Source organism: Pseudomonas baltica (genome assembly GCF_031880315.1).
GTDB lineage: Bacteria > Pseudomonadota > Gammaproteobacteria > Pseudomonadales > Pseudomonadaceae > Aquipseudomonas.
The window spans coordinates 5895740-5920208 of sequence record NZ_CP134771.1 but is presented as its reverse complement, the minus strand read 5'-3'; the positions used below and the strand labels follow the sequence as shown (position 1 = coordinate 5920208).

Below are 24469 nucleotides of genomic sequence, written 5' to 3'. Positions count from 1 at the left end.
CAACACTGGCCACACAATCAGGGACCCACCAGATACTCCTCATAAAACGCCAACGTCGCCAGGTTCTTGTCCTTGGCCTCGAACATGATGTCGAACCGTGGCAAGAACTGTAGCGCGTACTCATTGGTCCAGCGGTTCCACATGCGGTCGCTATGGGCGTAAAGGTCGCGCTTGTTCACCGCCTCGAGCAACGCCGGCATCTCGAGCTTGTGCTCGGCTGAAAATCCCAGCGCCTGCAGGTGCTCGGGCGGCTGCGAGTAGTGCATGGTCGGGCGTACGCCGCGCCAACTGTCGATGATGCGCTCGACGCGCGGATCGTCTACCGCGATGTAGTCGTTCTCGTTGATCCAGCAGTGGTGAATGTCGAGCACCACGGGCGCCAGGTCGGCCAATTGCAGACAGTCGTCGACGCCGTAGGTCTTTTCTTCGTTCTCGAAGGTGATGCAGTTGCGCGCCACCTCGGAGAGCTGCGACCAGATGCCCCGGATGCCTTCGGCCCCCAGGCGGCCGGCGATGTGCACGTTGCATTTGAGGTCCTGGAAACGCACGCCGTAGCCCATCATGCGGATCATGTCGGCGTGGTATTCGAATTCGGCGAGGCTGTTTTCGACCACCTCGGGCCGGTCCGAACCGAGCACGCAATATTGCCCGGGGTGGAACGACAGGCGGATCTGCGCCTGGCGCGCCAGCGCGCCGATGGCGGCGAAGCCTTCGCCGAGCCAGGCTTGAATGGCCGGTTGCCGATAGAAGTCGCGAACCTTGACGTGGCTGTAGAACGGCAGCAAATCGCTGCTCAGGCGCACCATGCGCAACGGCGCGGGCAGCTCGGCGGTGTAGGCCAGCAGGCGCAGTTGCGCCGCGAGGTTGTGGGTTACCACCTCGATCAGCTTGTCCTGGGCCACCTGCGGCGTCACGCTATCCATCCAGCGCAAGGTGGTGGTGCGCGGGTTGAAGGGAGTCTCTGCCAGTTTCAATTGGCTGGCCGACAGGTTCCGCTCAGGGTGGCGGTACATGCAGGCAAAGCCGATACGGGGGTAAGTCATCGAAGGTCCTGTGGCGCGCAGAGATAAAGTTCAGGTTCAGACAACCTGCGCGCCCAGAGTACTCATTCACGCTCGACAGCCAAAGTGTCAAGTCGCGCTTGCGACCTTGGGCCCATCAGCCGCCGGGGCAATTTCCACGCGCTCGAAACGTCCCGCGAGCACCACGTAGGCAAAGATACCGATCAGACCATGGGCGGCGACGAACCAGAGTGCCGAGTTGAACGAACCGGTCGCGGCCACGAAGAAGCCGATCACCACCGGCGTGACGATCCCGGCGATATTGCCGATGCCATTGAACACCCCGCCGCTCAAGCCGACCATGCCTTTGGGCGCGGTGTCGGACAGCACCGCCCAGCCCACCGCAGCCAGGCCCTTGCCGAAGAACGCCAGAGCCATCAAGGCGATGACCATCCAGTTGGCGTCGACGTAGTTGGCCGACACCAGGCTGCTCGCCAGCGCCATGCCGAAGACGAAGGGCGTCTTGCGTGCCCGTGACGGATGCATGCCCCGGCGAATCAGGTAGTCGGACACTACGCCGCCGAGCACGCCACCGGAAAACCCGCAGATCGCCGGCAACGCCGCCACCCAGCCGGCCTCCATGATGGTCATGCCGCGGCCTTTGATCAGGTAAATGGGAAACCAGGTGATGAAAAAGTACGTCAACGCGGTGATGCAGTACTGCCCCAGATAAATCGCCCACAGGGTGCGGTTGTTGAACAGCTGCATGACTTCAGCGGCTTTGAGTTTGGGCTTGATCGCCTTGCGATTGGCCTCCAGGTCCACCAGCGCGCCGCCTTCACGCATATAGGCCAGTTCCGACTCGCGCAGGTGCGGATCGCTCAGCGGTTCGCGGTACAGCACGAACCAGAACACCGTGGCCACCAGGCCCAGCACACCCATCCACAGGAACACGTGCTCCCAGCCCAAGGTGTGGGTCAACCATGCCATCAGCGGCGCGAACACCACCACCGCCATGTACTGCGCCGAGTTGAACAACGCCGACGCGGTACCGCGCTCGCTGGTCGGGAACCAGCACGAGACGATACGGTTGTTGGCCGGGAACGCCGGCGACTCTACCAGCCCGAGCATGAAGCGCATGCCGAACAAGGTGATGGCCGCCGTGGAGCCGACCAGCCCGATCCAGCCGACGGTGCCTTGCAGCATCGTGAACACGGACCATAGTGCCAAGCTGCAGCCATACACGCGCCGGGCGCCGAATTTGTCCAGCAGCCAACCGCCAGGGATCTGCCCCAGCGCATAGGCCCAGGCAAACGCCGAAAAGATCATCCCGAGCATGATCGGATCGAGCCCCAGGTCCTTGATCACGCCGGTACCGGCGATCGACATGGTGGCGCGGTCGGCGTAGTTGAGGACGGTGACGATAAAGATCAGCGAGAGGATGACGAAGCGGCGGCGGCCCACCTTGGCCTCGGCGATCGGCACCGCCAGGGAAGCGGTCTTGGCATTCATAGGGCTCTCCGGCCCCCTGCATGGAGGGCTGTGTTGTTATGACTGCGGGCGCGTAAAGCCCGCAGATTGCAGCCAGAGTAGGAAAAGTGGTGATGCGCGTCTAACATAGACACTGAATCGATCAATACAAGAATTGAATCATGGAACTTCATCAACTGCGTTGCTTCGTGATGGTCGCCGACGAGTTGCATTTCGGTCGCGCCGCGCGCCGCCTGTTCATGACCCAACCGCCCCTCAGCCGGCAGATCCAACTGCTCGAGCGTTCGCTAGGGGTGACCTTGCTCGAGCGCAGCAATCGCAGGGTCAAGCTGACCATTGCCGGGCAGCACTTTTTGCGCGATGCCCGCCACGTACTGGCCTATACCGAGCAGGCCGCCGACAGCGCGCGGCGCCTGGAGCGCGGCGAGGTCGGCCAGTTGCTGCTGGGCTTCACCGCCGTCAGCAGCTACCGCATGATCCCCGGCTTGCTGGAGTGCGCGGATACCGCGCTGCCGGATGTGCGTGTGGACTTGCGCGAGATGGTCTCCGGGGCGCAGATCCAGGCGCTGGAGGCGAACATGCTGGACATCGGTTTTGTGCGCTGGTCCAGCTCCGCAGCGGACTTCCATTATCAACTCATCAGCCAGGAACCGCTGCTGGTGGTCATGGCCAACGAGCATCCATTGGCGGCGCATGCCACGATCGCGATTGCGGACCTCGATGAACAGCCTTTCGTGATGTATTCGCCAGACGAAGGCCGTTATTTCCATGACTGCATCGCCGGCCTGTTCGCCATGGCCGGGGTCAGCCCGCGCTACCGCTACTACCTGGGCCAGACGCACTCGATCCTGGGGCTGGTGCGCGCGGGCCTGGGGGTCGCCATCGTCCCCGCTGCGGCCCGTCATCTATACCCCGGCCAGCTGCAATTTCGCCGCCTGCGCGATGCCGACCCAATGGCGCAGATCTACATGGTCTCGCGCCAGGACAACGACAACCCGGCGGTGGCGCCGTTTATCCAGATGGCCGGGGCGTATTTCGCTGGCGCGCAACGCATGACCGGCGAGCCGCACTTCCCCGAACCGGCGTGATCAGAAAAGTATCAGCGCGACGTCAACGCGATACTAGTCACATGCGGCAGTGGCCACGTATGGTTGGCGCTGCGCCAGACAGCCCCCATAGAAGCCGTACCGCGATAGAAAAGGTGCCCTTGAGCCCTTGCTGAGCAAACGCAACTCGAACCCAGGAGAACAAGAAATGGCATTGCCCCATGTAGTCGTCTTCGGTGAAGCCTTGACCGACATCGTTCAAGGCGCCCCCGGGCAGTGGCAGGGATACCCCGGCGGGGCGCCGTGGAACGTTGCCCGAGGCCTGAGCCAGCTAGGTGTGAGCAGCGCCTTTGCCGGCGCCATCAGCGGTGATTCGCTGGGTGATGAAATCGCGCGCCTGTCCCGTACGGCGGGGTTGGATATGGACTTCATCCAGCGCGTCGACAGCGATCCGCTGGTGGCCATCGTCGCCTCCAGCCACCCTCCCCGGTATTTTTTCGCCGGCGAATCGGACCTGCATTTCGACGGCGCCAAGCTGCCACAAGGCTGGCTCGAGGCCGCGCAACTCTGCCACTTCAGCTGCATCAGCCTGGCGCGTCAGCCGCTCGGCGACAAGCTGGTCGCCATCGCCCGGCAGGCGCACCAGGCCGGCAAGCAGATCAGCTACGACCCCAACTGGCGCAACCTGATGGACAGCGCCTACCGCGAGCAGACCTTCCCGACCATGGTTGCGCTGGCCACCATCATAAAACTCTCGGACGAAGACTTGCGCCAGATCTATCCCGGCCTTACCGAGCACCAGGCGCTGGCCGAACTGCGGGCACTGAACCCCAAGGCGCAGATCCTCTTCACCCGCGGCGAAAAGGGCATGGTGCTGCATACGCTAGAGGGCGAGTATGAACAGGCAGCCATCAAGGTCGAGGTGGTCGATACCGTGGGCGCCGGGGATGCCAGCATGGCCGGCTGGCTGGCCTCGGGGTTGCTGGGGATCAGTGATTATCAAGAGCGTCTGCGTTTTTCGGCGGCCTGCGCGTCGGTTTCGTGCAGCCAAGCCGGCGCGCATGCGCCGACTACGGCTGAGGTGAGAGCGTTGCTGGGCTCAATTGCCAGGTGAGGGTTGCGTTGCTGCTGGCGGCCTCTTCGCCGCCGAACGCACAACCTTGCTCTCACGGATGTACGACGTGGGAGATTCTAGGGTGCTGGGCAAGCAGGACCGGCCCCTTCGCGAGCAAGCTTTGCTCCTACGGGTGTACGGCGTGGGGGATTCTAGGGTGCTGGGCAAGCAGGACCGGCCCCTTCGCGAGCAAGCTTTGCTCCTACGGGTGTACGACGTGGGAGATTCTAGGGTGCTGGGCAAGCAGGACCGGCCCCTTCGCGAGCAAGCTTTGCTCCTACGGGTGTACGGCGCTGATGCGGCATGCACTTGTGGGAGCAAGGCTTGCCCGCGAAGGGGCCGGCAAGGCTTGCACCACTCCCCCAATCCAACAAGACACAGGCAAATTGAAACCGGTTTCAATTTGCCTCACAAATGGTTACATTTGCGCCCGACCGATTTCGCGGCTGATTGCCGCAGCCTTGGTTCCAAGTCCTTGCGCACGCCACTCTAATAATATCCCCATAAAAACATGCCAACGTCGCCGCATCGCCTGAACCGCTGATGAGGATCCACCATGTCCGATCGAGAAGACAACCCGCGCCGGGAGTTCCTGCGCAAGACCCTGACCCTGATCCCCGTTGTCACCGTCGCCAGCACCGGGCTGGGCATGGGCGCCCAATCGCTGCTCGCCGCCCCTGCCGCACCCGAGCACAAGGTGCCAGCCACTCCCCCTAAAGACGACTACCAACCCAGTTTCTTTACTGCCGAGGAGTGGGACTTCATCCAGGCCGCCGTGTCGCGCATCATCCCTGCCGACGAGCTTGGCCCTGGCGCCCTGGAAGCCGGCGTGCCGGAATTTATCGATCGCCAGATGAACACTCCGTTTGCCACTGGCGCACTGTGGTACATGCAAGGTCCGTTCGTCACCGATGCGCCCGCCGAGATGGGCTATCAACTGCAATTGGTGCCGCAACAGATCTATCGCCTCGGCATCAAAGCTGCGGAGGCCGCTTGCAAAGCGCAACACGGCAAAACATTTTCTGCACAAGACAGCGCTACCCGAGACCAGTTTCTCAGCAAGATCGAGTCCGGAGAGCTGCATTTCGACGAAGTGCCCGCAAAGGCATTCTTCAGCCTGCTGGTGCAGAACAGCCGCGAAGGCTTCTTCAGCGACCCGGTGCACGGCGGCAACAAAGGCATGGTCGGCTGGACCCAGATCGGCTTCCCTGGCGCACGCGCCGATTTCATGGATTGGGTGGAGCGCAACGAAGCGTATCCCTTCCCGGCCGTTTCCATTCGCGGCGAGAGGGCATGAGCGTGGCGACCGTATTGAAAAAAGTAGACGCAGTGATCGTCGGGTTCGGCTGGACTGGCGCCATCATGGCCAAGGAACTTACCGAGGCAGGCCTCAACGTGGTGGCGCTGGAGCGCGGCCCGATGCAGGACACCTATCCCGACGGCAACTACCCGCAAGTCATCGACGAGCTGACCTACAGCGTGCGCAAGAAGCTCTTCGTTGACGTGTCCAAAGAGACCGTCACCGTGCGCCACACCGTCAACGACGTGGCCTTGCCCAACCGCCAACTGGGCGCCTTCCTGCCCGGCAAGGGCGTCGGCGGCGCCGGCCTGCACTGGTCCGGCGTGCACTTTCGGGTCGACCCGATCGAACTGCGCATGCGCAGCCACTACGAAGAGCGCTACGGCAAGAAATTCATCCCTGAAGGCATGACCATCCAGGACTTCGGCGTCAGCTACGAAGAACTCGAGCCGTTCTTCGATTACGCCGAAAAAGTCTTCGGCACCTCGGGCCAGGCCTGGACCGTCAAAGGCCAATTGGTGGGCGACGGCAAGGGCGGCAACCCCTATGCGCCGGATCGCTCCAATCCCTTCCCGCTGGTCTCGCAGAAAAACACCTACTCGGCGCAGCTGTTCCAGAAAGCCGCCCACGACATCGGCCTCAAGCCCTACAACCTGCCGTCGGCGAACACCTCGGGGCCGTACACCAACCCCTATGGCGCGCAAATGGGCCCGTGCAACTTCTGCGGATTCTGCAGTGGCTACGTCTGCTACATGTACTCCAAGGCGTCGCCCAACGTGAACATCCTGCCGGCGCTGCGCCCGCTGCCCAACTTCGAGCTACGCACCAACGCCCACGTGCTGCGCGTCAACCTTGACAGCACCAAGAGCAAGGCCACCGGTGTCACCTACGTCGATGCCCAGGGCCGCGAAGTCGAGCAACCCGCAGACCTGGTGATCCTCGGTGCGTTCCAGTTCAACAACGTGCGCCTGATGCTGTTGTCCGGCATCGGCAAACCCTACGATCCAGTCACCAACGAAGGGGTGGTCGGGCGTAACTTCGCCTACCAGAACATGGGCACCGTGAAGGCGTTCTTCGACAAGGACACCCACACCAACAACTTCATCGGCGCAGGCGGCAATGGCGTGGCCATCGACGACTACAACGCCGACAATTTCGACCACGGGCCGCACGGCTTCGTCGGTGGCTCGCCGATGTGGGTCAACCAGGCCGGCAGTCGGCCGATCGCCGGTACGTCCAACCCGCCAGGCACCCCGGCCTGGGGCAGCGCCTGGAAGAAAACCACCGCCGAGTACTACACCCACCAGGTGTCGATGGACGCCCACGGTGCGCACCAGTCGTACCGCGCCAACTACCTCGACCTCGACCCGACCTACCGCGATGCCTACGGTCAGCCGCTGCTGCGCATGACCTTCGACTGGCAGGAAAACGACATCAAGATGAACCAGTTCATGGTCGACAAACTCAGCAAGGTCGCCCAGGCCATGAATCCCAAGTCCATCGCGCTGCTGGGCAAGAAGGTCAAGGAGCACTTCAACACCGCGGCCTACCAGACCACTCACCTCAACGGTGGCGCGATCATGGGCACCGATCCGAAAACCAGTGCGCTTAACCGCTACCTGCAGTGCTGGGACGTGCATAACGTGTTCGTCCCCGGCGCCTCGGCGTTCCCGCAAGGCCTGGGCTACAACCCTACCGGGCTGGTGGCCGCCCTCACCTACTGGTCGGCGCGGGCGATCCGCGAGCAGTACCTGAAAAACCCCGGCCCGCTGGTGCAGGCATAAGGAACGATGACCATGAAGAACCTGTTTATCGCCTCCCTGCTGTTGAGCGCCAGCCTGCCTTTGATGGCCGCCGAGAGCAACGACCCGCTGGTCAAGCAAGGTGAATACCTGGCCCGTGCGGGCGACTGCGTAGCCTGCCACACCGCCAAGGGCGGCAAGCCGTTCGCCGGTGGCCTGGGCATGGAAACGCCAATCGGCACGGTGTACTCCACCAACATCACCCCGGACGCCACCGGCATCGGCAGCTACAGCTTCGATGACTTCGATCAGGCCGTGCGCCATGGCATCGGCAAGAGCGGCAGCACGCTCTACCCGGCCATGCCCTTCCCCTCGTATGCCAGTGTCAGCGATGACGACATGAAGGCCCTGTACGCTTACTTCATGCACGGCGTCGAGCCGGTGGCGCAGGCGAACAAGGACACCGACATTCCGTGGCCGTTGAGCATGCGCTGGCCACTGGCGATCTGGCGCCAGATGTTCGCGCCAAAGGTCCAACCAACCCCTGCACCGGCAGGCAGCGACGCGGTGGTCAGCCGCGGCGCCTACCTGGTCGAAGGCCTTGGCCACTGTGGCGCTTGCCACACGCCGCGGGCCATCACTATGCAGGAAAAAGCCCTCAACCCCGCCGACGGCAGCCAGTTCCTGGCCGGCAGCGCGCCACTCGAAGGCTGGATCGCCAAGAGCCTGCGCGGTGACCACAAGGACGGCCTGGGCAGCTGGAGCGAAGATGAGCTGGTGCAGTTCCTCAAGACCGGCCGCAGTGACCGCACCGCGGTGTTCGGCGGCATGAGCGATGTGGTCGAGCACAGCATGCAGTACATGAGCGACGCCGACCTGACCGCCATCGCCCGCTACCTCAAGACCCTGCCGGCCAGTGATCCGAACGACAAGCCGCATGTCTACGATCCGAAGGCCGGCGACGCCTTGTGGAAAGGCGACGACAGCCAGCGCGGTGCCTCGGTGTACATCGACAACTGCGCGGCCTGCCACCGTACCGACGGCCATGGCTACAACCGGGTGTTCCCGGCACTGGCGGGCAATCCGGTACTGCAGGGCAGCGACCCGACCTCGCTGATCCATGTGGTGTTGGCCGGCGGCACCTTGCAAGCGACGCACACCGCGCCATCGACCTTCACCATGCCGGCGTTCGCCTGGCGCTTGAGCGATCAGGAAGTCGCTGACGTGGTGAGCTTCATTCGCGGCAGCTGGGGCAACCAAGGCGCGCCCGTCAGCGCGGCGGACGTTGCCAAACTGCGCACCAGCGACATGAAGCACACCTCTGGCGACGATCTGGGGCAAGTCACCCAGCATTGATCGCTGTAGCGAGGGGGCTTGCCCCCTCGCTACAGGTTTGGATCGTGATATCACCTCCTCCCCGCGTGATGCCCAGCAGGTCGTCACGACGCCATGCGAATCCGCACCCGTGGCTACGAGCTGACCGGCGTGAAGGGAATACTGTAAAGCGCAGGCGCACGGTTGGCCCGGTCGAACAGGGTAACAGCCAAGCCATCGTCATCGCGCTGAGTATGCAAATAGCCTGCGGTCAATACTGCGCAGCGTCCTGCCCCGGCGCCCTTGAGAAAGTACAGGCGCTGCTGCTCAGCCACTTGCGCGAGTTCGACTTCGAGCCCGCAGGCCCACGGCCCGCCGAACCGAATGGAGCCGGCAAGCGTGCCGGGCGCTGCGTCGGCGCGCAAATTGAGGACGACCGGGACAGGACGCGCCTTGTCTTCGAGCACGCCCTGGAAGTTTTCGGCTCCTGCGGACGCCGAGAACAGTGTCGCCAATGCCATAACGCCGATCAGGGTAGAAGTAAAAAGCCTCATGCAAACGTTCCTTGTCAGTGATGTTTGAGGTTCAAGGGATGGGCGCGTTGGCCGCCCATTGGATAAAATTGGCCGCCCATTGGATAGAAAGTGACGCCACTTCACCGCCCAGCCAAACGAGCAACACGAGGGTGAACAGCCAGAAGCCGCTCCTCATGCCTCTTCGTCGTGTCCGGGGCCGACAGATCGGCGCCACGTCCGTCGAGTCGATCAGGCCGCGCAACCGGCTGCTCTGCTCAGCCGACAGCACCAGCAATATCGAGTGGTCAGTGTGTGGGAGCATGACGAGCGCTCGCGTAGTGGCCGAACATCTCGCCGTTCAGGCGCACGGTGATAGCCGCCGCGTCGCTACCGGGCACTTCGATGCGCAGCTGATGCACCCGCTGCCTGACGCCTGGTACACGCCCGACCCGCAGCGCCAGGGTGCCGCAGGCATCGATGCACTCCACGGTCGCCGCCATCTCGACCTCCATCGCCGCGATCCGAGTGCCGGGCCATGTTCGGGCACAGTTGCGCTGCGCGCGGGTCAACTCGCCACCCAAGGCATGAGCCAGATCGTCCAGGGCCAGCATCAGGACTGCCCGCCATCATCGGGCAGCCAGTACGGTTTGCGCGCAAAACCGACGTGGTAGATCTGCGCCTGCAGCACGACCTGGTGCTCGCCAATGTTGAGCAGCGAAAAATTCTTCTCGATACCGATGATGCGCCCGCGCGGGGAATCGCTCAGGCAGCGGTTGAGCAAGGCAAGCTCATCTTCTACTTGGGCTTGCGAGCTGAGCTTCTCGGGATCGGTGCTGCCGACCACGATGCGCTTCACGTATCCTACGTCCGTCAAATCGAACATTGCGTGTCTCCTCCATGGCAGATAGCTGACCGTCAGCGCGATGCCGCCCAACGCTGGCGGTCAGGTCAACGATCGTGTTTATGCCGTTATCTGGGTGATGCTCCTTGGCGCTACCGACTGGGCGATCATGCCCATTACCCGCGCCAGCCCTTCGGGCATGCCGTTGTCGGCGGCATGCACCTGCACGTGATACTTGGCCGACTGGTCAGTGGATCGGGTGTTTTCCTTGTGCGAGGAAATCGAGCCCGAAATATTCACCTTGGCGCTGAAAGGGCCCCAGCCGATCTTGGCTTCAGCCGACATTGCTCCCTGAGTATCCGTCGCCTCTCGAAATTGCGACGCGTTTTTCACCTCCATATCGAAGCTCACATCGACCTTGTTGATCGACAGATTCGGTACCTTGACCACGGCGAGCAGCGGTACTTCCAGCTCGACCGTCTCCATCGGATTTTCCCCGTCGGCAGCGGGCACGCTCTGCGAGGGTCGGTCGAAGCGGAACATCACGTTACGCACCCCGCCCACCCCACTCGGATCCGCGCCATCGGACGCCGGCGGCAGGAAGCCCACCACCTTGATGAAATCCGCCGTGGCATTGGCCAGGCGCACCTGCGCATCACAGGCGGCCGTCAGCGGAGCGCCGATCAGGTCGCCCATCGGCAGACCACGGAATTGGTCACCCATTGAAAAGTCAGTCATTTAGCATCTCCTTGCTATTCAGATTAGTTGATCCAGGTTTTGCACCAGCCGAGCCATGCCTTCGGAACACGGCTGGGTCTCGACTCTGAGGGTGACGTGCGCAAGCGGCCCGCCTTCCCCATTTCGACGAACGCCGAGATCGACGTTCAAAGGTGTGTGCGCCGCGATTGGCCAGGCCGCAGCGCTTTCGTCCGTCGCGTTCTGATCAGTAGTGCTCTTGGCCACAGGCACCGCCGGCGAAGCGGAATCATCGCCACCGTTATCTGCGCAAAGGCCCACGTCGAACGAAATCTCCATGTCTTTGACTGCCAGCAACCGCGGGCCAATCAGTGACAGCAGTGGCACACGCACCAGCCGCTCTTCCCCCGGACACGCATCGGGCGACGACGACGGCAACCTGACTTCGATGCTCACCGGGCGGTTGTCGTCGTCGAAGTACTGGCGCACGGTGGACACCTGGACGCGCTGCATCTTGTCCTGCGCTTCGGCGACCGCGCCGGCGATGCTCTGGATGAGCAGGTGAAGAGCTTGATTGGCCACGGGTGACACTCCTTGTTGTCGAGTGCGTTCAGGATAGGCACAGGCCGCGGCACGGGCTTGGACGTGCGTCCCGCAAACTTGTACAGGCGTCCCGGATTGCCAGTTTTTCAACAGCTGCTCAGCTCGCGCACCCAATGCGCGAAGGGGCAGCGGTTGCCGGGGTTGACCTGCAGACCGGAAAACACCAACGGGTCACCGCGCTGCATGGCGGTACGCGCCGCCCGTGGCGACAAGCCGAAGGCCTTGCGAAACAGGCGGCTGAAATGGGCTTCATCGGCGAACCCGTGCTCACACGCCAGGTCGACGATATGCCGCCCGCTGTTGGCGACGTCGCACAGTGCCAACAGACATCGGCGCAGCCGGCGCTGGCGCAGGTAATGACACACGCCGCCAAGCCTCTCGAAGGCCCGATAGAGCTGGCTGCGCGACACCCCCAGCTCCTTGGCCAGCGTTACCGGTGCGAGGTCTTCGCGGTGCAGGTTCTGCTCGATATAGGCCCGCACCCGGCGGCCTAGGTCGACATGCAGGGTCGAGGGCGCCGGCGCTTGGCGAGCAGCGGTCTGGCCGAAGCAGGCCGCCACCAACTCGATGATCGGCCGCGTCAGCCTGAGCGCCTCATGCATGACCAGCCGCGGCGCCGCAGCGGCCAACGACACCAACAGCACAGACAAGAACTCGCCGGCGGCCGAGTCGCGGCGCAACACCCGGCCATGCAATTGCTCGGCGTCATGCAGCAGTGGCGCCAAAGCCGTGCGCGGAATCAACAGGCTCACGCCCTCGCTGGCGGTCGTACGGAAGTCGGCCGGCTGGGCCAGATCGAGCATCACCATATCCGAAGCGCGCACCCGCAGGCCGTTGCCTGCCACCAATCCGCGCTGCAGCGGCAGGTGCAACAGATAATGATCGAGGTCACACCAGCCCAGCCGCACACTGTCGCGGTAGTAGCGGGCCCCATCGAGGCGCCCGCGGCACAGCAGGAAACGGTTGAAATGGTAAACCGTCAGGCAGGCTGAAAACCCCTCCCCCTCGGCGGCGTTCGCTTCGAACAGCGCCTCGATGGTCAGCCGCCAGGCGCGCAGGCGCTGATCGCACGGCACATCGAGCGTCGTGCTGTGAAAGCTGGGAATGGCTGCGCTGCCGTGCGCGTTGTCGTGGCTGTTGCCTTGAGGAAAGAAATCGAAGTCCATCGTACCGGCTCATCTAAGGTCGAGTCGGCGGATTGATTCATGAAGAGCGGCGATGAAACATAGGAGCGCATTTCCCTATTGCACTGCACGCTGATACGCAGGCTCAGGTTCGGCATCGGCCAACGTCGGTCCACGGGTCGATGCTGAGCAGGCCGGCATGCAGGTCGTCGATGCCCGGTATAGCGCAAGCTACAGAATAGCGCTGGCAAGCAGGGACTGGCCGGGCCTCGAGTCGATACCCGCCCAGAAGGCCCTCAGGTCGCCGCCAATACCCCGCGGCGCACCTGATCGCGTTCGATGGATTCGAACAGCGCCTTGAAATTGCCCTCGCCAAAGCCATCATCGCCCTTGCGTTGAATGAACTCGAAAAACACCGGCCCCATGAGCGCTTCGGAGAATATCTGCAACAACAAGCGCGGTCGGCCGTCCTGCGAAGTGCCATCGAGCAGGATACCGCGCGACTGCAACGCGTCCTGCGACTCGCCGTGATCAGGCAGTCGCCCCTGCAGCATCTCGTAGTAAGTGGCGGGCGGCGCGGTCATGAAGCGCATACCCAGGGCCTTGAGCGCGTCCCAGGTCTTGATCAGGTCATCAGTGATAAAGGCCACGTGCTGGATGCCCTCGCCGTTGAACTGCATGAGGAATTCCTCGATCTGCCCGGCGCCCTTGGACGACTCCTCGTTCAACGGGATGCGGATCATGCCGTCGGGGGCGGTCATGGCCTTGGAGGTCAGGCCGGTGTATTCGCCCTTGATGTCGAAGTAGCGGATCTCGCGAAAGTTGAACAGGGTTTCGTAGAAGTTCGCCCAGTAGGCCATACGGCCGCGGTAGACGTTGTGGGTCAGGTGGTCGATCAGCTTCAGCCCGGCGCCTTGCGGGTGACGGTCGACGCCTTCGATGAATTCGAAATCGATGTCGTAGATCGAGGTGCCTTCGCCGAAGCGATCGATCAGGTACAGCGGCGCGCCACCGATCCCGCGGATAGCCGGCAAGCGCAGCTCCATGGGCCCGGTGGCGATCTCGACCGGCTGGGCGCCGAGCTCCAGCGCGCGTTTGTAGGCAAAATGGGCGTTGCGCACGCGAAAGGCCATGCCACACACCGAGGGGCCGTGCTCGGCGGCGAAATACGCGGCCGGGCTGCCAGGCTCGAGGTTGACGATGATATTGATCGCGCCCTGACGGTAGAGCGTCACCTGTTTGGAGCGATGCTGGGCGACTTTGCTGAAGCCCATGATCGCCAATACAGGCTCCAGGGTGTTGGCGGTGGGCGAGGCGAATTCGATGAATTCGAAGCCCATCAGGCCCATGGGGTTTTCATAAAGATCAGTCATGGTTGATTTCCGGTAGGCACAAGAAGAGTAGAAAGCGTTCCTATCTACCGATCTTCTGGCGGCGCACAGGGAATGCCCCGCACACTGCGCGCCAAAAAGTCACCATGGATCAACTGCAAACCTAGAACCTTCATGGATTCTTTTATCCTTATGGGCGTAATGAGCTTACGTCTGGGCAATGTCCGCCGTTTGCAGCGTGCTGTCAAACGAGTAGCTGGACGCCATCGGTCAGCGTACCTTGCGCCAATCAATCTTTTATTGAGATATTATAAATCTTATCAATCTGCTTAAGAGAACGTTAATGGACCTCGCCTCCCTGGAAATCTTCCAGATCGTCGCCGCTGAAATGAGCGTCACCAAGGCGGCCGTGCGCCTGGGGCGGGCACAATCCAATGTTTCAACGCGCATTCAGCAGTTGGAAGAATCACTGGGCGCCGCGCTGTTTTCGCGCGAAGGCAAGCGTATGGCGTTGACCGAACAAGGCCGGGTGTTAATGGACTATTCAATGCGCTTGCTGGCGTTGGCCGATGAAGCCCGGCAGGCCATGCACCCGACTCAGCCGAACGGCACCCTGCGCATCGGCGCCATGGAAAGTACTGCGGCCACGCGCCTGCCAGCGGTAGTCGGCGCGTTCCATCGACAATGGCCCGGCGTGGACCTCAAGGTAAGCACCGGCCACTCCCTGGGGCTGCTGCGCGCACTGGACGACGGCCTGATCGATTGCGCCTATATCGCCCTGCCCCCACACGAGCACGGCTCGGCGCAAACGCTGCTGGCAGCGCAAAACCTCGACGGGCGGGCGGTGTTTCGCGAGCAGATCATGCTGTTGATTTCAGCCGCGCGGCCCACTCTCGTAGCGCCAGGCGATGCCCCATTACGCCTGGCCGCGTTCAAGGCTGGCTGCACCTATCGAGCACTCGGGCAGCGCTGGATTGCAGACCAGTGGCCGGACGGCGCCCAGCGTCTGCACATCGAGGATGTGACCTCCTACGACGAAATGATCGCCCGTGTCGCCGCCGGGCAATGTGCGAGCTTCGTCCCCCAGAGCGTGCTTGAGCGTAACGGTCCCATGGCCGATATCCAGGCCACTCACGCGCTGGACGTGGACACATGGCTCGTCCACCGCAACGGTTACGCCACCCCGGCGTTCGCCCAGCTCAGCGCCCTGAGCGGGCAATCGCCAACATCCATCGCCTTGCCAGAAAAGGGAACCCTGCAATGAACACCCACGCCCTTCTCCAACAGCTGCACATCGATTACCCCATCATCCAGGCACCGATGGTCGGGGTCTCCACGCCGGAGCTGGCGGCGGCGGTGTCCAACGCCGGCGGTCTGGGCTCCATTGGCCTTGGGGCCAGCACTGCCGAGCTTGGCCGGGCGCTGATCGACAAGACGCGCGCCCTGACCGGGCAGCCGTTCAACGTCAACCTGTTCTGCCATGCGCCAGCGCGTTTCGACGACGCGCGCAATGCGGCCTGGCTGGCGCATCTGCGGCCACTGTTCGAAGCGCTGGGGGGCGAACCACCGACGAACCTGAAAGAAATCTACACTTCGTTCCTTGCCGACAGCGCCATGTTGCAGATGCTGATTGAAGAACGGCCCGCGGTGGTGAGCTTCCACTTCGGTGTGCCACCAGCGGAGTGGGTCCAGCAGTTGCAGGCGGCGGGCATTTTCACTCTCGGCTGCGCGACGACGCTGCACGAGGCGCAGGTCCTCGCCGATCATGGCGTCGATGCCATCGTCGCCCAAGGCGTCGAAGCCGGCGGCCACCGGGGCGTGTTCGATGATGCACCCGGCAAGGACGCGCAGTTGGGCCTGTTCGCGCTGTTGCGGCTGATTACCACGCACCTCGACCTGCCAGTGATCGCTGCCGGCGGCATCATGGACGGCGCCGGCATCGCGGCTGCCTTGCAGCTAGGCGCCAGTGCGGTGCAGTTGGGCACCGCGTTTATCCTCAGCCCGGAATCATCCGCCACGCCCGCGCACCGGGCTGCGTTAGGCAGCGCGCGGGCCAGCGACACGCGCATCACCAGCAGCGTCTCCGGGCGCCCTGCCCGGGGCCTGGTCAACCGGCTGTATCTTGAGCACTCGGCAACCCACCCGCCCCTGCATGCCGAATACCCACTCGCCTACGACGCCGGTAAAGCGCTGCACGCGTTGGCCGCGAGCCAAGGCAGCAACGACTTCGCCGCTGAATGGGCCGGGCAAGGCGCGCCGCTGGCCAGGGCGATGCCTGCCGGTGAGTTGGTGGCGGTGTTGATGAAGGAATATGCCGCTGCGACCGCTCGCTGAAGCCAGCATGCCAGTGACGCGATAGCCTCGCCGCGTGCCGTCAATCGGCGCCGAGCGGCCCGTCTGCGGCAACGGTGCGATCGACCAGACGGATACTGTCGCGCCCGCCGCGCTTGGATTCGTACAGCGCGGCATCGCCCTGCTCGATCAAAGCCGCCAGGCTGGCAGGCGGCTGGTCGAACAGACTGACGCCGATGCTCAAGGTCACGGCGGCGGGCGTCGCGAACGCCTGCGCTGCGGCCTGATGGAATCGCGCGCGCAGCGCACCGCCCAGCTCGACGACAGCGTCAAGGGAGGCGTTACCGAGCAACAGCACGAACTCGTCACCGCCCAGTCGTGCCGCCAGCGCACGTTCGGGCAGCAACCGGCGGATCATCTCGCTCAGCTCGACCAGCAGGCGGTCGCCGGCCGTATGGCCGTAGAGGTCGTTGACCAGCTTGAAGTTATCGATGTCGATTAGCAGCAACGCACCTGGGCGGCCCGTCCCGACCTCGGCGAACACCCGCGGCGCCCTGACTTCGAGGGCGCGGCGGTTATACAGGGCCGTCAACGGATCGCGGGCGGCCAACCGGGCGATGTGCCGCTCGCGCCGGTAGCGTTCGGTGCCGGTCATCGACAGCGCGATCAGCATGATCGCCATGACCCCCTCGACCAGGGAAATACGAATGATCTGCCCACCAAAAGTCGCCAGGTCGATCAACGTGCCGGGCAGCGCCGCCGTGATGGCTTTGACCAGATAGAAAACCCCATGCAACAGCAGGACGTAACGCAGCTGCACCGCTCCCACACTCAGTGACTTGCCGTGGGGCCGCAGGAGCAGGCTGGCCCGCAGCATCAACAGCGCCACCAGCGTGGAATTGACGATCAACATGACCGTCGACCAAAGCGGCCCACCCGGCAACAGCAGCATCGCCACCCAGAGCGCGAAGATCAGATACCAGCCCCGCCCCAGACGCGCCTGGGTGAAACGCGCCACCCCCAGCAAAAACAGCCAGTGAGCCGTGACCAGCAGGCCATTGGCGAACCAGATACCGATCAGCAACAGGCCGCTGCTGCGCAGCAAGGCCAGGGTCGAGCCCACGCTGATGAGGGCGAAGCCGGCGCTCCAGAGCAGTAGCGAACGCTCGCGTACGCTGCGCCATTCCACCGCCAGGTACAGCGCGGCAGCGGCTGCCAGGGCGATGGAGAGGGTCAACATGGTGAGGGGGTCGAGCGCCATTGCTGATCAGCCTGTCAGGACTACGATGGAGAGGTTCAAGTGTAAGGGGTTTGGCGCGCCTCCAGAACACCTGCGACATCAAGGCCGCTTTATCAAGCGCGGGCCCTATCAGCAATTCTGACACCCCCATCAGGAATGCAGATTGGACCTGGGCGCCACTCTGCGCTTTAGTAATAGTCGTCATACCTCTTGCCTGACAGAACCCTCTCTATGTAAGGGCCCTTAGATGCCAAATGTTCTTGATACCTTCCGCCTCGACGGCCGCCTCGCCTTGATCACCGGCTCCAGCGCCGGCATCGGCCTGGGCATTGCCCGTGGCCTGGCCCAGGCCGGCGCCCAGGTGGTGCTCAACGGGCGCAACCAAAGCACCTTGCGCGACAGTGCCGCGCTGTTGGCCGCAGAAGGCCTGAAGGTGCACACCCAAGCCTTCGATGTGACCGACAGCAGCGCCATCCAGGCCGCCGTGGCCGACATCGAAGCGCGCCTGGGGCCGCTGGAAATCCTCGTCAACAATGCCGGCATGCAGCGCCGCGGGCCTTTGGAGGATTACAGCGAGCAGCATTGGCGCGAACTGCTCAGCACCAACCTGGACAGCGCGTTTCTGGTGGGCCAGGCGGTGGCACGGGTGATGATCCCGCGCCAGCGCGGGCGCATCATCAATATCTGCTCGGTGCAAAGCGAACTCGGCCGCCCAGGCATCGCCCCGTATGCGGCCAGCAAAGGCGCGCTGAAAATGCTCACCAAGGGCATGGCCATCGATTGGGGGCCCCACGGCCTGACCATCAACGGCATCGGCCCCGGTTACTTCAAGACCGAACTCAACGCCAAACTGGTGGCCGACCCCGAGTTCAGCGACTGGCTGGTCAAGCGCACCCCCAGCCGCCGTTGGGGTGACGTCGCCGAACTGGCCGGCGCTGCGGTGTTTTTGGCCAGCGACGCGGCCAGCTTCGTCAACGGCCATATTCTTTATGTCGATGGCGGCATCACCGCTTCGCTGTGACGCTGAACACCAAAACAATCGGAGAGCCTCATGCACGCCATTGTCTGCCACGCCTCGAAAGACCTGCGGGTCGAACCTCAACCTCAACCTCAACCCCAGCCCCTGGCCCCCCACCAGCTTCGCGTGCGTATTGCCCGGGGCGGTATCTGCGGCTCTGATCTGCACTACTACCAGCACGGTGGTTTCGGCGCCGTGCGCCTGCGCGAGCCCATGGTGCTGGGCCATGAAGTCTCTGCGGTAATCGACGCCGTGGGCAGCGACGCCGGGCCGCTGCGGGTCGGCCAGCGGATTGCGGTATCGCCATCCCGGCCTTGTGGGGGGTGCCGCTTCTGCCAGCAGGGCCTGCCCAATCACTGTCTGCACATGCGCTTTTACGGCAGCGCCATGCCGTTCCCGCATATCCAGGGCGCGTTCCAGGAGTCACTGGTGATCGACACGCATCAGGCCCACGTGCTGGCCGATCATGTCAGCCTGGCCGAGGGTGCCATGGCCGAGCCGCTGTCCGTGGGCCTGCATGCCATCCAGCGCGCCGGGGCGATCTTCGGCAAGCGCGTGCTGGTGACCGGTTGCGGCCCCATCGGCAATCTGTTGATCGGCAGTCTGCGCGCCGCAGGTGCCGGGCAGATCGTCGCCGTCGACCTGGCCGCCGGGCCCCTGGTCTGCGCCGAAAAGATGGGCGCCAACCGCACCCACAACCTGGCCATCGAGCCCGATGCGTTGCAGCGCTACACCGCCGAAAAGGGCTATTTCGACGTGATGTTCGAAGTCTCCGGCAGCGCCCAGGCCCTGCGCAACGGCCTGGAGTGCGTCGCGCCGCGCGGCGTGGTGGTCACCGTCGGTCTGGGCGGCGATGTATCTGTGCCGTTGAATTTGCTGGTCAGCCGCGAAATCGATCTGCGCGGCACCTTTCGTTTTCATCCCGAATTCGCCCAGGCCGTGGACTTGCTCAACCGCAAGATCATCGACGTGCGTCCGGTGATCTCCCACACGGTGCCCTTCCAGCAAGCGGTCGAGGCGTTCGAGCTGGCCTCGGACAAGAGCCGGGCGATGAAAGTGGTGCTGGATTTTGGCGTGGAGGACTGACTGAGCAACTGAAAAATTCGACGCGCACTGCACGGGCGTGCACTCCTGAAGAAGACGGGTTGTCAAAGGGTGTAAATAGTTTCACCTGGCATTTCGTTCAGAACCCTCTCGCTCAGTCGATAGGCTAGTAGGTGATGTCACAATAATGTCATCGCCTTGCATTTTTCACCCCGATCAAAACGAGAGAATTGAAAAATGACCTTCCTGAACGACATCAAACTGGCGACCAAGCTACTCACGGCGTTTGTGCTTTGTGCGTGCATCACGCTCGGCGTTGGTTTCGTCGGGCATCTGGGCATCAGCTCGATCAGCGCCAATCTCAAGGATATTCTCACCAACAGCCTTGTTTCGATCGAATACACGAGTAATGCGCGGGCAAACGCCATCGCTCACTATCGTGACGTGCACAAGATCCTCCTGCTGAAGTTGACCCAAGGCACGCAAGCCGACATCGACGCAGCCATTGAGTCGATGAACAACAATCAGCAAGACGTCGAAAGCCAGTTCAAACAGTACCGCCAGACGCCCCTGGAAGATGACGAGCGCGTCGCCGGCGACCAGTTCGAAAAAGACTGGCCCGCCTATATAGCCCTGGCCAACCAGATGACTCGGGATGTCCAGAGCGGCAATATGGACGCCGCGCTTCGGACGTTCCAGACGCAGATAGAGCCTGCCTACACCAGCGTCAACAATGAGTTGAAACTGATCATCGCGTCCAACAAACGGCAAGGCACTGAAGCGGGCCAGGCTGCGCAGGCGACGGACGATCATGCGAACCTGATGCTTGCCCTGGGCGTGCTGATCGCGTTCGTGCTCGCGATCACTATCGGTTTGATCATCACTCGAGCCATTACCCGCCCCATCAATGGCGCACTGATAAGTGCCCGACGCATCGCCGAAGGTGATCTGACCTTCGCTATCGAGGGTGGCGGCAAAGACGAAATCGGCCTGCTACTCGGCGCGTTCGCCACGATGCAAGGAAACTTGAAGTCGACCATCCGCGAGATTGCCAATGCCTCGGATCAACTGGCCGCGGCCGCCGAAGAGTTGAGCGCGGTCACCACCGAAAGCTCCCAGGGCCTGACTCGCCAGAATGACGAAATCCAGCAAGCCGCCACAGCGGTCAATGAACTGACAGCCGCCGTGGAAGAAGTTGCCCGCAACGCGGTCAGCACTTCGGACGCCTCCGAGCAGACCAGCAAGGACGCGTTGACCGGCGGTACTCAAGTCAGGAAAACCATCCAGTCGATCAGCGTCATGGCCACCGGCATCGGCGACTCCACTCAGAAAGTCGAGCTGCTGGCCGGTCAAATCCGGGAGATCAGCAAGGTCCTGGATGTGATTCGCGCCATTGCAGAACAAACCAACCTGCTGGCCCTCAACGCGGCGATCGAAGCGGCGCGGGCCGGGGAACAAGGCCGGGGCTTCGCGGTGGTGGCGGATGAGGTGCGCGCCTTGGCACACCGTACCCAATCCTCGACCGGTGACATCGAGACCATGATCAACGCGGTCCGCACCGGCGCGGATGCGGCGGTGGTGGCCATGAGCAAAAGCCAGGTGCTGGCCGGCGAAACCCAGACCGAAGCCGCCGAAGCGGGCTATGCACTGGAGCGCATCACCGCCGGGGTTTCGCAGATCAACGAGCGCAACATGGTGATCGCCAGCGCGTCGGAGGAGCAAGCGCAGGTTGCGCGTGAAGTGGACCGCAATCTGGTGAATATCCAGGACCTGTCGACCCAGAGCTCAAGCGGTGCGCGCCAGACCAACGAGTCGACCCTGGAGCTTTCCCGCCTGGCCGTGTCGTTCAGGACGCTGGTGAGCAAGTTCAAGATCTGACGGGGTGTCCCCAGGCGGGTGCGACAGCCCTGTCGCGCTTTTACTCTGGGAGCCCTTACACTGTGCGGCATGATGAAAAGGAGATTTTCATGCTGGATTTGATCGGCGACATCCACGGCTATGCCGAGCGCCTCGAAGCATTGCTGCGAAAGCTCGGCTACCACAAGCGCGGGTCGGCCTGGCGCCACGCCGAGCGTCAGGCGGTGTTCCTTGGCGACTATGTCGACCGCGGCCCACAGCAACTGCACACCGTCAATATCGTTCGCGCCATGGTCGACGACGGCTCGGCGCAAGCGATCATGGGCAACCATGAATACAACGCGGTAGGCTTCGCCACCCTCGATGCCGAACGGCCCGGCGACTATCTGCGGCCCAGAAGCGAGAAGAACAGCCATCAGCATCAGGCCTTCATCCGTGAGGTGACGCTCGAGTCCAGGCAGCATAAAGAGCTGATCGCGTGGTTCAAGACCTTGCCGGTCTATCTGGACACCGGCGAGATTCGCGCGGTGCACGCCTGCTGGCATCAGGGCTATCTGGATGCGCTGGCGCCATACCTGAACGCCGATCACTCGATCAAGGACAGCGCCTGGCCGATCTTGCACGACAGCGATTCACTGGCCCATCGAGCCGTCGAAACCGTCCTCAAAGGCACCGAGGTCCAGTTGCCCGACGGCGTCTTCTACACCGACAAGGACGGCGTGCAGCGGGACACCACGCGTACGCGCTGGTGGGACCGCGCCGCGCAAACCTATGCCGGCGCGGCGATCGTCGACGAGCAATTGCGTTCGCTGCTACCGCAGCTGCCACTGCCCCAGACGCTGCTGTACAACTACGACGAGCTGCGCCCGGTGTTCATCGGCCATTACTGGGCCAGCGGTACGCCGCGCATTCACACGCCGCATATTGCCGTGCTGGATTACTCCATCGGCAAGGGCACGCCGGACGGCAAGCTGTGTGCTTATCGCTGGAGCGGTGAGGCGACGCTGTCCAATGACCATTTCGTCTGGGTGGATGGGCCGCCTGACGTGCATCGATAGCGCTTGCCGGCCGACTGGCGCAATCGTCAGTCGCCCACTAACGTACTGCTTGAGACCGTCAATCAGGGCCCCCACGCGAGGGCCTTTCTTTCGCCCGACAGGATGTTTTGCCATGGCAACCTTTCTCGCCGGTGGTCGCCGCCTGGCGACCACCGCGCTGCTCGTCGCCCTCGCCGCCTGCAGCCAGGCGCCGAGCACCGCGCCTGTTCAACCGGTGCAGGTCACTGTCGTCGCGATCAACGATCTGCATGGTTATCTGCAACCCAATCCCTGGACCTACAAGGACGCCGCTGGCACCGAGTACACGCTCGACGCCGGGGGTATCGCCACCTTGGGCGGCATGCTCGACCAACTGCGCGCGCAGGATCCGCAACTGTTGTTCGTCGGTGACGGCGATCTGATCGGTGCCAGCCCGGCGATCTCGGCCATGTGGGCCGATGAGCCGACCCTTGAAGCCTTGCATGGCATGGGGCTGCTGTTGAGCAGCGTCGGCAACCACGAACTCGACAACGGCAAGGCCGAGCTACTGCGCCAGATCAACGGTGGCTGTCAGTCCTCGCGACCACAAAAAGCCTGCAAGTTGCGCCCCGACTACCCCGGCAGCGGCTTTCCCTACATCGCCGCCAACCTGATCGACACCGCCACCGGCAAGCCGCTGCTTGCGCCCTACCGCATCGAAGAAAGCCATGGCGTCAAGGTCGCCTTTGTCGGCGCCGTGCTGCGCGACGTGGCGCAGATCGTCAGCCCCAAAGCCATGCAAGGCCTGCAAGCGACCGACGAGGCAGACGCCATCAACCGGGTGATTCCCGAGCTCCTGGCCCAAGGGGTGAATGCGATCATCGCGGTGATTCACCAGGGTGGCAGCACCCCGGAGCGCTTCGATCAAAGCGATTGCAGCCAGCTCAGCGGCGCTATCATCGACGTCGCCCAGCGCCTCGATCCTGCCGTCGACGCGCTGCTCAGCGGCCATTCCCATCAGGGCTATCTGTGCAAGGTCGGCCATCTTTCGGTCACTCAAGGCAGCTCCTACGGCCACCTGTTGACCCGTCTTACGCTGCAAGTCACGCCAGGCGCGCACCATGTCACGGCGGTGACCGCCAGCAACCTGCTGGCCGATCCGCAGCATTACACCCCGGATGCCAAGATGGCCGCCTTGCAGCACGAAGTCGAAGCGCGCAGCGATGCCATCCTCCTGCAACCGGCCGGCCGTATCGCTGTGCCCTTGGTGAGTCGCCGCCTGGACCGCAACGGTGAATCAGCGCTGGGCGATCTGGTCAGCGACTCGCAACTGGCCATGACCCGCCCCTGGGGCGCGCAGATCGCCTTCATGAACGTCGGTGGCATTCGTAACGATCTCGAACAGGCGCGAGGCAAGGGGCTCACCTATGCCCAGCTCGCCAGTGTGCAGCCGTTCGACAACACCCTGGTGCTCATGGACCTTACTGGCGAACAGCTAGTGGCGCTGCTCAACCAACCGTTCAGCGCCGCGGCCTTGCATCTGTTGCAGGTGTCCCAGGGGTTCAGCTATCGCTGGGACGCCAGGCGCCCGGCCGACAGCCGTGTGGTGCCGGGCAGCGTCATGCTGGATGGCAAGCCACTGGAGATGAAACGCAGCTATCGCGTGGTGTCCAATGCGTTTCTCGCCGCAGGTGGGGACCGGTTTTCGGTGTTCAAGCAAGGGACCAGGGTGGTGGACAGCAAACTAGTCGATCTGGAGGCAATGCTGCAGTACCTGCGGATCAACGAAGCGAAGCACGTTGCCGTGGGAGCGACGCACAGTGCCGGGCGGATTGTGCGGGTCGATTGAACCTTGCGGGGCAAGACGGCCGCAACTGGCTGGAA

The 24469-nt window shown here is 63.1% G+C and carries 22 protein-coding genes and 1 pseudogene; 13 read left to right on the top strand and 10 right to left on the bottom strand.

What is annotated here, in order from left to right; genetic code table 11:
• Positions 1-17 precede the first annotated feature (17 nt).
• A complete protein-coding gene (uvsE, locus tag REH34_RS26980) occupies positions 18-1043 on the bottom strand; it encodes a UV DNA damage repair endonuclease UvsE (RefSeq protein ID WP_311969848.1) in 1026 nt (341 codons plus the stop codon).
• A gap of 87 nt (positions 1044-1130) precedes the next feature.
• Positions 1131-2513 carry an MFS transporter gene (locus REH34_RS26975; protein ID WP_226502147.1) on the bottom strand — a complete coding sequence of 461 codons (1383 nt, stop codon included), beginning with the start codon at positions 2511-2513 and terminating at the stop codon, positions 1131-1133.
• A 140-nt stretch (positions 2514-2653) separates the two neighbouring features.
• Here REH34_RS26975 and REH34_RS26970 point away from each other — a divergent pair, with 140 nt between their 5' ends.
• The 5 genes from REH34_RS26970 to REH34_RS26950 all read left to right on the top strand — a co-directional run bounded on the left by REH34_RS26970 (position 2654) and on the right by REH34_RS26950 (position 9050).
• Positions 2654-3580, top strand: coding sequence for a LysR family transcriptional regulator (locus REH34_RS26970; protein ID WP_311969846.1), 927 nt, complete (start codon positions 2654-2656; stop codon positions 3578-3580).
• 166 nt (positions 3581-3746) lie between these two features.
• Entirely contained in the window at positions 3747-4652 is a 906-nt protein-coding gene (locus REH34_RS26965; protein WP_311969844.1) for a carbohydrate kinase, read from the top strand.
• Between the two features lie 556 nt (positions 4653-5208).
• Positions 5209-5949, top strand: coding sequence for a gluconate 2-dehydrogenase subunit 3 family protein (locus tag REH34_RS26960; protein WP_311969843.1), 741 nt, complete (start codon positions 5209-5211; stop codon positions 5947-5949).
• 2 nt (positions 5950-5951) lie between these two features.
• A complete protein-coding gene (locus tag REH34_RS26955; protein ID WP_311972171.1) occupies positions 5952-7736 on the top strand; it encodes a GMC family oxidoreductase in 1785 nt (594 codons plus the stop codon).
• A gap of 12 nt (positions 7737-7748) precedes the next feature.
• The gene (locus REH34_RS26950; RefSeq protein ID WP_311969842.1) at positions 7749-9050 is read left to right on the top strand and encodes a cytochrome c; all 1302 of its coding nucleotides are present in this window, start codon (positions 7749-7751) and stop codon (positions 9048-9050) included.
• 113 nt (positions 9051-9163) lie between these two features.
• Here the strand turns inward: REH34_RS26950 and REH34_RS26945 are convergent, their stop codons facing one another.
• From REH34_RS26945 to hppD, 7 genes are all read right to left on the bottom strand, one after another.
• Positions 9164-9562, bottom strand: coding sequence for a hypothetical protein (locus REH34_RS26945; RefSeq protein ID WP_311969841.1), 399 nt, complete (start codon positions 9560-9562; stop codon positions 9164-9166).
• Positions 9563-9828: 266 nt separating this feature from the next.
• Positions 9829-10134 carry a hypothetical protein gene (locus REH34_RS26940; protein WP_311969840.1) on the bottom strand — a complete coding sequence of 102 codons (306 nt, stop codon included), beginning with the start codon at positions 10132-10134 and terminating at the stop codon, positions 9829-9831.
• A complete protein-coding gene (locus REH34_RS26935; protein WP_311969839.1) occupies positions 10134-10406 on the bottom strand; it encodes a hypothetical protein in 273 nt (90 codons plus the stop codon). Before REH34_RS26935 ends, REH34_RS26940 begins: the two co-directional genes overlap by 1 nt.
• 78 nt (positions 10407-10484) lie before the next feature.
• Positions 10485-11102, bottom strand: coding sequence for a DUF2589 domain-containing protein (locus tag REH34_RS26930; protein ID WP_311969838.1), 618 nt, complete (start codon positions 11100-11102; stop codon positions 10485-10487).
• Between the two features lie 18 nt (positions 11103-11120).
• Entirely contained in the window at positions 11121-11642 is a 522-nt protein-coding gene (locus REH34_RS26925; protein ID WP_311969837.1) for a DUF2589 domain-containing protein, read from the bottom strand.
• Positions 11643-11749: 107 nt separating this feature from the next.
• A complete protein-coding gene (locus tag REH34_RS26920) occupies positions 11750-12829 on the bottom strand; it encodes a helix-turn-helix domain-containing protein (RefSeq protein WP_311969836.1) in 1080 nt (359 codons plus the stop codon).
• 254 nt (positions 12830-13083) lie between these two features.
• Positions 13084-14160: a 4-hydroxyphenylpyruvate dioxygenase gene (gene hppD / locus REH34_RS26915; protein WP_311969835.1), complete on the bottom strand. Its 1077-nt coding sequence runs from the start codon at positions 14158-14160 to the stop codon at positions 13084-13086.
• A gap of 301 nt (positions 14161-14461) precedes the next feature.
• Here hppD and REH34_RS26910 point away from each other — a divergent pair, with 301 nt between their 5' ends.
• Positions 14462-15382: a LysR substrate-binding domain-containing protein gene (locus REH34_RS26910; RefSeq protein WP_311969834.1), complete on the top strand. Its 921-nt coding sequence runs from the start codon at positions 14462-14464 to the stop codon at positions 15380-15382.
• The gene (locus REH34_RS26905) at positions 15379-16452 is read left to right on the top strand and encodes a nitronate monooxygenase (protein WP_311969833.1); all 1074 of its coding nucleotides are present in this window, start codon (positions 15379-15381) and stop codon (positions 16450-16452) included. The genes REH34_RS26910 and REH34_RS26905 overlap by 4 nt, the downstream gene beginning before the upstream one ends.
• Positions 16453-16492: 40 nt before the next feature.
• Here the strand turns inward: REH34_RS26905 and REH34_RS26900 are convergent, their stop codons facing one another.
• Positions 16493-17671, bottom strand: coding sequence for a GGDEF domain-containing protein (locus tag REH34_RS26900; protein ID WP_226502133.1), 1179 nt, complete (start codon positions 17669-17671; stop codon positions 16493-16495).
• Positions 17672-17897: 226 nt separating this feature from the next.
• Between REH34_RS26900 and REH34_RS26895 the strand changes: the two genes are divergently transcribed.
• The 6 genes and pseudogenes from REH34_RS26895 (at position 17898) to REH34_RS26875 (ending at position 24434) form a co-directional block, all read left to right on the top strand.
• Complete coding sequence (locus REH34_RS26895; RefSeq protein WP_226502132.1) at positions 17898-18671, top strand: glucose 1-dehydrogenase; 774 nt, start codon at positions 17898-17900, stop codon at positions 18669-18671.
• Between the two features lie 30 nt (positions 18672-18701).
• Entirely contained in the window at positions 18702-19754 is a 1053-nt protein-coding gene (locus REH34_RS26890) for an L-idonate 5-dehydrogenase (RefSeq protein ID WP_311969832.1), read from the top strand.
• A 195-nt stretch (positions 19755-19949) separates the two neighbouring features.
• Positions 19950-20732, top strand: a pseudogene (locus REH34_RS30410) (MCP four helix bundle domain-containing protein); the annotation flags it as partial.
• Positions 20727-21590: a methyl-accepting chemotaxis protein gene (locus REH34_RS30405; RefSeq protein WP_409373353.1), complete on the top strand. Its 864-nt coding sequence runs from the start codon at positions 20727-20729 to the stop codon at positions 21588-21590. The pseudogene REH34_RS30410 and the gene REH34_RS30405, both read left to right, overlap by 6 nt.
• Positions 21591-21679: 89 nt before the next feature.
• Complete coding sequence (locus REH34_RS26880; RefSeq protein WP_311969831.1) at positions 21680-22627, top strand: metallophosphoesterase; 948 nt, start codon at positions 21680-21682, stop codon at positions 22625-22627.
• Between the two features lie 112 nt (positions 22628-22739).
• A complete protein-coding gene (locus tag REH34_RS26875; RefSeq protein WP_311969830.1) occupies positions 22740-24434 on the top strand; it encodes a bifunctional metallophosphatase/5'-nucleotidase in 1695 nt (564 codons plus the stop codon).
• Positions 24435-24469: the final 35 nt, after the last annotated feature.